Origin of the sequence: Nostoc linckia z4, from assembly GCF_002608075.1 — a bacterium.
GTDB classification, from domain to species: Bacteria; Cyanobacteriota; Cyanobacteriia; order Cyanobacteriales; family Nostocaceae; genus Nostoc; species Nostoc linckia.
This window is the reverse complement of the sequence record NZ_LAHA01000119.1, coordinates 1-7,630: the sequence shown is the minus strand read 5'-3', so window position 1 is coordinate 7,630 and position 7,630 is coordinate 1. Positions and strand designations below refer to the sequence as shown.

At 46.6% G+C, this 7,630-nt stretch carries 11 protein-coding genes and 1 pseudogene; 3 read left to right on the top strand and 9 right to left on the bottom strand.

Annotated elements, in window-relative coordinates:
• From VF06_RS43650 to VF06_RS38385, 9 genes and pseudogenes are all read right to left on the bottom strand, one after another.
• Window positions 1–124: pseudogene (locus VF06_RS43650) on the bottom strand (IS110 family transposase); the annotation flags it as partial.
• Between the two features lie 85 nt (window positions 125–209).
• Window positions 210–470 (bottom strand): hypothetical protein, encoded by a 261-nt coding sequence (locus tag VF06_RS40035; protein WP_143861991.1) that lies wholly within the window; start codon window positions 468–470, stop codon window positions 210–212.
• Between the two features lie 360 nt (window positions 471–830).
• A complete protein-coding gene (locus VF06_RS38415; RefSeq protein ID WP_099072926.1) occupies window positions 831–1,106 on the bottom strand; it encodes a hypothetical protein in 276 nt (91 codons plus the stop codon).
• 2 nt (window positions 1,107–1,108) lie between these two features.
• A complete protein-coding gene (locus VF06_RS38410) occupies window positions 1,109–2,320 on the bottom strand; it encodes a hypothetical protein (RefSeq protein ID WP_099072925.1) in 1,212 nt (403 codons plus the stop codon).
• Window positions 2,321–2,428: 108 nt separating this feature from the next.
• Window positions 2,429–2,641, bottom strand: a complete 213-nt coding sequence (locus tag VF06_RS38405) for a hypothetical protein (RefSeq protein ID WP_099072924.1) — start codon at window positions 2,639–2,641, stop codon at window positions 2,429–2,431.
• Window positions 2,634–2,846: a hypothetical protein gene (locus VF06_RS38400; RefSeq protein ID WP_099072923.1), complete on the bottom strand. Its 213-nt coding sequence runs from the start codon at window positions 2,844–2,846 to the stop codon at window positions 2,634–2,636. The genes VF06_RS38405 and VF06_RS38400 overlap by 8 nt, the downstream gene beginning before the upstream one ends.
• Complete coding sequence (locus VF06_RS38395) at window positions 2,843–3,055, bottom strand: hypothetical protein (protein ID WP_099072922.1); 213 nt, start codon at window positions 3,053–3,055, stop codon at window positions 2,843–2,845. Before VF06_RS38395 ends, VF06_RS38400 begins: the two co-directional genes overlap by 4 nt.
• Before the next feature lie 55 nt (window positions 3,056–3,110).
• On the bottom strand, window positions 3,111–3,470 hold the full coding sequence (locus VF06_RS38390) for a hypothetical protein (protein ID WP_099072921.1): 360 nt from the start codon (window positions 3,468–3,470) through the stop codon (window positions 3,111–3,113).
• Window positions 3,471–3,651: 181 nt separating this feature from the next.
• The gene (locus VF06_RS38385) at window positions 3,652–3,927 is read right to left on the bottom strand and encodes a hypothetical protein (protein ID WP_099072920.1); all 276 of its coding nucleotides are present in this window, start codon (window positions 3,925–3,927) and stop codon (window positions 3,652–3,654) included.
• 57 nt (window positions 3,928–3,984) lie between these two features.
• Between VF06_RS38385 and VF06_RS40030 the strand changes: the two genes are divergently transcribed.
• The 3 genes from VF06_RS40030 (at window position 3,985) to VF06_RS38370 (ending at window position 7,505) form a co-directional block, all read left to right on the top strand.
• On the top strand, window positions 3,985–4,230 hold the full coding sequence (locus VF06_RS40030) for a hypothetical protein (RefSeq protein WP_143861894.1): 246 nt from the start codon (window positions 3,985–3,987) through the stop codon (window positions 4,228–4,230).
• A gap of 431 nt (window positions 4,231–4,661) precedes the next feature.
• Window positions 4,662–4,931, top strand: coding sequence for a helix-turn-helix transcriptional regulator (locus VF06_RS38375; RefSeq protein WP_180267670.1), 270 nt, complete (start codon window positions 4,662–4,664; stop codon window positions 4,929–4,931).
• Window positions 4,932–5,129: 198 nt separating this feature from the next.
• Window positions 5,130–7,505 (top strand): DnaB-like helicase N-terminal domain-containing protein, encoded by a 2,376-nt coding sequence (locus tag VF06_RS38370; RefSeq protein WP_099070711.1) that lies wholly within the window; start codon window positions 5,130–5,132, stop codon window positions 7,503–7,505.
• The last annotated feature ends 125 nt before the right edge of the window (window positions 7,506–7,630 follow it).

The window sequence follows — 7,630 nt, the reverse complement described above, 5'->3', positions numbered from 1 at the left end:
CATTGGCACTAAAGCGATAAAACGGACATTCATAATAAAATTGACGTGGCTGTTCGGGCTTTTGTGTTAGCAGGCAAGCCGAAACTGAGGACTTGCTCACATCAAGTCCCAAAATTTTAATCATTCAGTTCCTCCTGGGTGGTTCAGTCGTTATGTCCCTGATGTCATGCCTGCGAATCACCCGAAGGCCCAATCAGCCTAATTCACTCTCAAGGCAATGCCGTCAGAGGTAACTGACGGCGACATAGGGAAGAAAACAGCACAGTCACAGCAGCCGAGCTTGTGAACGCACGAAAGCCAAAAGCTTGATTCATTTCAAAAGCCCTAAGCTGCTGTGTGTATATGTGCTGTACGTCTGATTTGGACTCAGACCGCGACGCGATCCAAGTGTGATCGCGTTTCGCCGGCGAGTCAGTCCGGCTCATCAGGCGGCTAGAAATTATCAGCCGAGAAAATATTGGACTCATCATTTGACGACTTCAAAAAAACGTCGTCCTTTAATAATTCCAATATTTTTGAAGCCAAAAAAGAGCGGTCATAGTGAGGCAAACCGCTAGCAGAAATCGCTGCTAGTAAAGTTTGAATTTCAGGTTTAAACCTAGAATTAATGTCTAATTCGGGTAGGATTTTCAGCATACATCGGGCGTATGCTCTGACTTCTTTATGGTCAAGTTTCACGTTGGAATAATTGGCTGAAATCCGTTCAATGACAGATTGAAAACCTTTAGCCTCACCGTCAAAACCAAACATTTAACACACCTCTTTTGTTACATCTATCTCCTAAATGAGATGGAAGGCGATCGCGTGAACGGTGCGCGATCGCCCTTGAATTACCCCAAAGGTAGCTGAAGCTGTTTGCTGATGGCGGCAGCCTCTTCCTCTTCCTTAGCCAGGGTGTTGATAATTTGCTGTAAAAACTTCAGCCGTTGACATTGCGTAAGTTTTTCACAGCAATTAATAGCGTCTAGATCCAGTACCCAGAACATTTCTAAATCGGCTATTTCCCAGAAACTATCGTCATCAGCAGCAATGGTTAGACTCAAAAAGCTAGACAGATGAAGTAAAGATGGTCTGTCAAGTTGAGCAATGATTTTCTCATTTCCCATAATTACCCTCCAAATTGTTTTCTCAGCCGCTCTAGGAGCGCTACACCTTCCCCGTACCGCTTGCCAGTGAAGCCGAGAATCTCTGTCACCAGGGCACTATCGCTTTTTCCCTCCCCAAAACGCTGAATTAGCCGCCAAAGTACCCGGTCATTATCCGAACAATTTTCCTCAAAACCCGCTTCTGGAGCGGGTTTGAGGGCATTTTCAGCCGGTTTTTGGGGTGCGATCGCGTTGTCGGTGTATGGTTGGAATATGGTTGAACCATAACGAGATGTTGCGGCTTTCATCTCGCGGTATGGGGGGAGTTTGAGCGGCTGATCGTCAAGTAAGCAGTGGGACTGGTCGAGTTTTAACCAGTTTATTAGCTGCTCATTTTTCAAGCTTTTGGCATGGGCTATCGCCTTTTTACCTAAGCGGATACGGAAGAAAGCATCAGCTAAATCGCTCTTACCCTCCAGTCCCCAGGCTGCAACCCGATCATACTGGGAAAGCAGAATTGTAAAACGCTTGGCTTTGCGACCTCTGCGGGCGTGACGTTCCAGCCATTCGCCGGAACTGGGGACTTTAGAAACCAGTTCGGGGTATTCCTCAGCAATAATCACCCGTTCGGTACCAGCTAATGCACCATCACCGCGTTCGGTTCTGGTTTTTAGCTGGTTGCTCAAGTCCTCCAAGTCCTCAGCCATTCCGAATTCAATCGCTGACCAGTTTTCGCCTTTGCCAATGACCTCAAGTCCTTGCCAGTCTGTCGGCGTCCCCTCACACTCGTAAACGCGAACGCGACCGCCGACAGTGTAGGCAATGTATTGGGCTATGGTGCTTTTTCCTGTCCCCATCTCCCCGATAATCATCACCTGTTTACCTTCAATGGCACTGATGATATCGGTGATTATTTCCAGCGGTTCATCCACCGGAACCGCTGAGGCTTCAATCACTTGAGTGATGGGAATTCCGGCGTAGGGGAGGGCATCATATACCTTGAGTAACCTTTTAACCCCAGCTTCAAACCCATCACACAGCCAAACGCCAAATTTAAAAGCATTCCGGGCAATGCTGACGGTGAACAAGGAGACAGAAAAACATAACCTGCCTACCCCCCAGGCACAGTAACGCAGTAGAGTCTTGCCATCTGGCAAGTGCATTTCAACCCAGGTTGCAGATGTGGCAGTCCTGGGCGGGGCTGCAACTTTGATGTCGATCAAATCATTTGCCATACTGCACCTCAATTTTGAAGTAGAACGGCCGATCAGCTTGTTCTTTACAAAGTGCAATAATGCCGATGAGCAGTGCTACCAAGGTGAGCAGCAGAATTAGTAGTTGGTTCATTCCCCCTCCCATTGTTCTGCTGCATCAACATAAGTTTGCTGCCAACCGCGCCTTTCTTTTGGCTTGGCTAGGGTTTCCGCTGCATCCACGTTATGGGGGCAGTCCGGTTTTTTCTCATCCAGTTCCCCAAGAATTTGGTGAAACTTCTCTGGATCGGCGTAATGGGAGATGTGAGGTATGCAGCGAATGTTGGGTGGTTGCTCACTCATGGCTCACCTCAATTTCAAAAATTTTGGGGGCTGGAATTGACGGCGGATCGAGTTCACGAAGCAAGTAGGCAAGCGCTGTTTGAGCATCACCCAGGTTGAGATCTGGATGGTATCCTTTGTTTAACAAAGCCTTGTAATCTGGATGTTCGTCAATTTGGTTGAGTAGCAGCGACGACTCAATTATTAGCTCGGCAAGTGATTTCATCCGCCAATCCTCCGGTACATGAAGGAATTCGATGCGGAACCCTCACCAATTACCAACTCCTCCTCTGGGGTATCGGCTATGATGTCAGCCCAGCCGGTTTTGTCGTTGTTGCGGATGTTCCTTTCGGCAATTTCGCCCAGCCCAGGGCGGGCTGATTCAAATTGCTCAATTACTTTTTGTTCTTTGGGTGTTAGTGGTCGAGTACTCATGGTAAATTTTGGTTAGGTAGAGACGGTGTTAAGTCACCGTCGAACAAGCTCCAGGTCATGACTGGGGCTTGTTTTGTGTCGGGTGATTTGACAATGAGACGCGAAAACAGCGTCCGGAACCGACCATCATCACCTGGCGATCGGCTAGCCGGACGGCTTTGCTACGACTGACCTTCATCATTGGAAATGATCCATCCGCTGAAAGGCTGAACATCTCGTAGTTTTGCAAGGACGACCATTCGACGGCTGTTCTATCTGCAAGTCCGGAATACTCAACCTGGTTCATGTCTGCGGCTGAAATAGCGCTTGGCAGTGATGGCAGGTGACGTTTAGGCTTGTCTGCTTGTTTTTTTGGTTTATCGTCGGCTTTTAGTCCGGCTTTAGTGCCATTAGTTGTGGCTTCTAGTGTTTCCATAGTGGTTGCGTAAGGGTATGATGCGCGGTCTTAAGTGGGGTTTGAGTCTGTGCATACTAGGATCGCAGCTGGGGTATGGTGGGGCTTAAACGCCACTAAACCTCGTGTCAAGTGTTGCTGTTGAAAACGGTACCTTTTGCGAAAGCATTGATAGCAAAGGGTTTGAGAGCTTTCTTTACTGCTACTCATGGCGAACTTGGGCTATCAGCGCTTCGAGAAGCCCTTCCTGGTCGGATTCTTCGAGTTGTATTTGCAATTGCACGCTGAGTTTGTAAATTTCGTCGCGGGTTTCGCCAGGTTCAAGAACGCACAGATGCGATGCAAGTCCAGAAATCAGAAAAAGYTTYTCTCTCCGACTGATTTTCTCGAACATGCTGCCGTAGTGTTCTTGAAGCGATTCTAAGTAAGAGCCGTCTCCTGGGGTGTAACTAGTGTAGTGACCTAGTGGTTTCGACATTTTTGGGGTAAAATCTCCTTATTTTCGATTTATTTTCGATTCATAAACTATTGCTTTTTGGCGATCGCACCCTCCCAGGAGCGATCGCCTTTGTCTATTCCTCCCATCGCTCCACGGCGTCAACGTACATTTGCTGCCAGCCACGTCTCTCTGGAGGCTTGGCTAGGGTTTCAGCTGCATCCACGTTGTGGGGGCAGTTGGGTTTTTTCTCGTCTAGTTCGCCGAGAATCTTATGGAATTCTGTCGGGTCTGCGTAATGGGAGACGTAGGGTATACAGCGAATCCTGGGCTGCTCATTCATGATTCACTAGACATAATGTTGTGTTGGCATTTTTAATCGGGTCATTCTCCCAGCAGGTCTTTCCTCGGCTCAGTGCCAACAGGCTGCTATCTCTGTCTGTTTGGGAGTGGTCATCAGCTATTGGATATTGGGCATCAGTTATTACCCCAGCAGGTCTTTCCTCGGCTTAGTGCCAACAGGCTGCTACCTCTGTTCGTCTTGGGGTATCGGGCATTGGGCATCAGGTACAGGGTGCGCTGCACAGCTCCACAATTTCCGCATAACCGTATGCGGGGAAGTGGGTATTACTGCGTCTTTACAACTGGGTGAGAGACTGACAAAAGAAAACTAGCCAAATTAACACCTGTCGCCAAGTGAGTATTTGGCTGGGTTTTTTATGTCGTTCAACATGAATGATACGTCCTGTTTTCTCCTTAGTCAAGACGTTTCATTCATGAAGTTTGGGTCTACTATGGTAGAAGAAAATCAATTATCACAGGACAAGTCTCCCTTGAGGCTACTAAGAGAACGAGCAGGGTTAACACGCCCTCAGGTTAAGGAAAGGATCGGTGTTTCGGAACGGAGGCAGGCTGACTGGGAATCCGGAAAAGCATTGCCTAGCGCTGAAAACATCGCTTCTTTGTGTCGCCTATATAAGGTGTCACTCAAGAGTATGTTCTCTGCTTTAGGAGTTGATGTAGAGGGGATACCAGATGACGAATAAATGAAAGAATGATTAGTTGACCCGCAGAAAAAACGCTCACTAGCATTTCGGCAGTGAGCGCTTGTATCCAAAAAAAACAAAGAATAATCAAATGAATACTATCAGGAAAGCAGAGAACAATCTAGTTATTCTGATAAGTTTTAGTGCTTTAACTAGAATTTATCTTAACACAAAAATAGGCGAGCAGGGGGTAGAAAAATGACACAAGGTATTTATAAATTCCCCCAAGATACAGCCAACTTTCAAACGAATTCCGATAGACTTCTACCATGCAATATAGAAGCAGAAGAAGAAATATTAGGTGGTATCTTATTAGACCCAGAAGCGATTTATCGTATTAAAGATAGATTAAAGCCAGAACACTTTTATATCAGCGCTCACAAAGATATTTATCAAGCTTGCTTGAGACTTTGTAATAAAGAGGAACCCACAGATTTAATGAGTGTCACTAGCTGGTTGTCCGACCATGACATTCTATCAAGAGTTGGGGGTAGAAACAAACTAGCAACTGTAGTAGACAGAACCGTAAGCGCCGTTAACATAGACTATCTAGCCGGATTAGTCATTGACGCATTTGTTCGACGAGATTTAATTCGTGTCGCCAATGAAATCAATAGATTGGGATATGAAACAGAGCTAGATATACCAGAAATTTTCTCAATGGTTGCAGAGAAAACTCGGTCAATTATTGAGACACCAATCGCCCCAACAAGAGACGAACACGAACAATGGTTACACGACAGATTACTTGATGAACTGACAACTATTTATACAACTTGCACACAGCCATCGCTAAGACTTTTAAAACTAAATAGATTAGCAAAAGACCATCATCTTTCGATGGGTTTTTTAGAACATTTTTACTTAAAGACTCTTGTTGCACAATGTAGTAAATTACTCACCTACGAAGAATTAAAAGACTTAGCAGGCTCTACTGTTAGAGAGTGGCTGTTAAACGGTCTAATCCCTAAAAGTACTACCATCCTGTTAGCTTCAGATGGTGGAGTTGGAAAAACAAAATTTGCCTATTCCATTGGTAAAATTTTGATTCAAGGTACTCAGTTCGGGACATTTGTTGCTACAGGTAAAAGAAAAATTCTCTATTACCAAGGAGATGAGAGTCCCGGTGACATGCTGCAAGCTTTAGAGTCCTTGGGTTACTCAGAACAAGATATTGGCCAGTCAGTTCGCGTTCGCTTCGGCTGGAGCGCTGAGAATATGCCAACGCTCATACAGGACTTAAAAGAATTTCAGCCGGAACTAGTTTTTATTGACTCGCTATCGACTGCCAACCGCTTTTCTGTTTACCGCGAGTCAGAAATGGAATATGCCCGCCCCATCCTGGAGATGACCGGACTAGCCAACCAATATAAAACCACCTTTGTCATCATCCACCACATGAACAAGGGGGGCGAGGTTAGGGGGTCAACGGCAATCAGAAACGCAGTTTCAGAAGTCTGGACGCTATCTAAGGACAACAAAGAAACCGCCACCCAGTACGACCGGATATTAGAAATCGACAAATCGCGATCGCGTTCTTCCAACAAGAAATATCGCATGTACTTCAACCCCGAAGACCTGAGTTTTACCTTTTTGGGAGAAGAAGCAGAAGAATTTGGGGGGCCATCTCAGTCAGCCAAGGAATCAACCTTACAGCTGCTGGCTGACCACAGAAACATCAAATTTACCAGCGAAGAAATTGCCCACAGGTTAGGCACTTCCAAAGACTATGCCCGCCGTTTCCTCAATGAATTATCCGCAGATGGACTAATCAGTGTAAAACGCCAGCCGGGGAAAGCGAACACCTACTTCCTTGCTTACGAAGGATCAGCAAAGGATCACCCCTCGGATCACCTCGACTCTGGGTTTATAGTCCTTGGTGGAAAAGGATTACAGCCTAATTCTGAACCTGGTATAAAAAATATAGGATCACCCCAGGATCACCCCTCGGATCACCTCCAGAATACAGGCACAGCAAGCAATACAGCCAAAGGTGATCCTCAGCCTGCTAAAAATAGTAAAAAAACACCTGGCTCAGAGATCTTGACCGCGCCAAGTCACATCGAGGATCACCTTTCGCTGAACGTCTTACCAGACAACAGTTCTGGGGGTGATCCAGTGGGTGATCCTACCCCGAATGTGTCTAAAAATATACAACCAAGCTCTATAGCAGTGAAACAACTGCCAGCCAATGATTCTGGCAGTTTTCCCCAGGGTGATCCGGGGGGTGATCCTCTTCCCTTGCCACTGCTTCAAGAGAAAGGTGTCTACTGGAGTGCGATGCTTCAGCGAAAAGTAACGGTCTTTCTGCTTTTCGACCAGATGTCTGAGGCTAGCTGTAAGGTTCCAGGGCGAGGGACTACTGGACTGCCGTTTACAGACTTGCGGTGTTGCGAACAGTCTCCCCGCCACAACCTTGAGGTGGGAGACGAGGTAGTAATCTTAGTGGGCAAGCACGCGGAGACCTTCGCCACCATCACAGACATTAGAGCCGATGGCGTCTGGCTCAAATCTGGCGATCGCAAAAAGCGACTAGCAAAACCCTACTGGCCCCATCAGCTAGCAAAAGCCTGACATTATAACTCGCAACAGTACTACTCGCAAGTATCGTAAATGCCTTTCACGGGTTGCCAAAATGAACCAGAAAATGCTTGAAAGTGTTGTTATATAGTTGTTTTACGGGTTGCCAAAAACTCGCG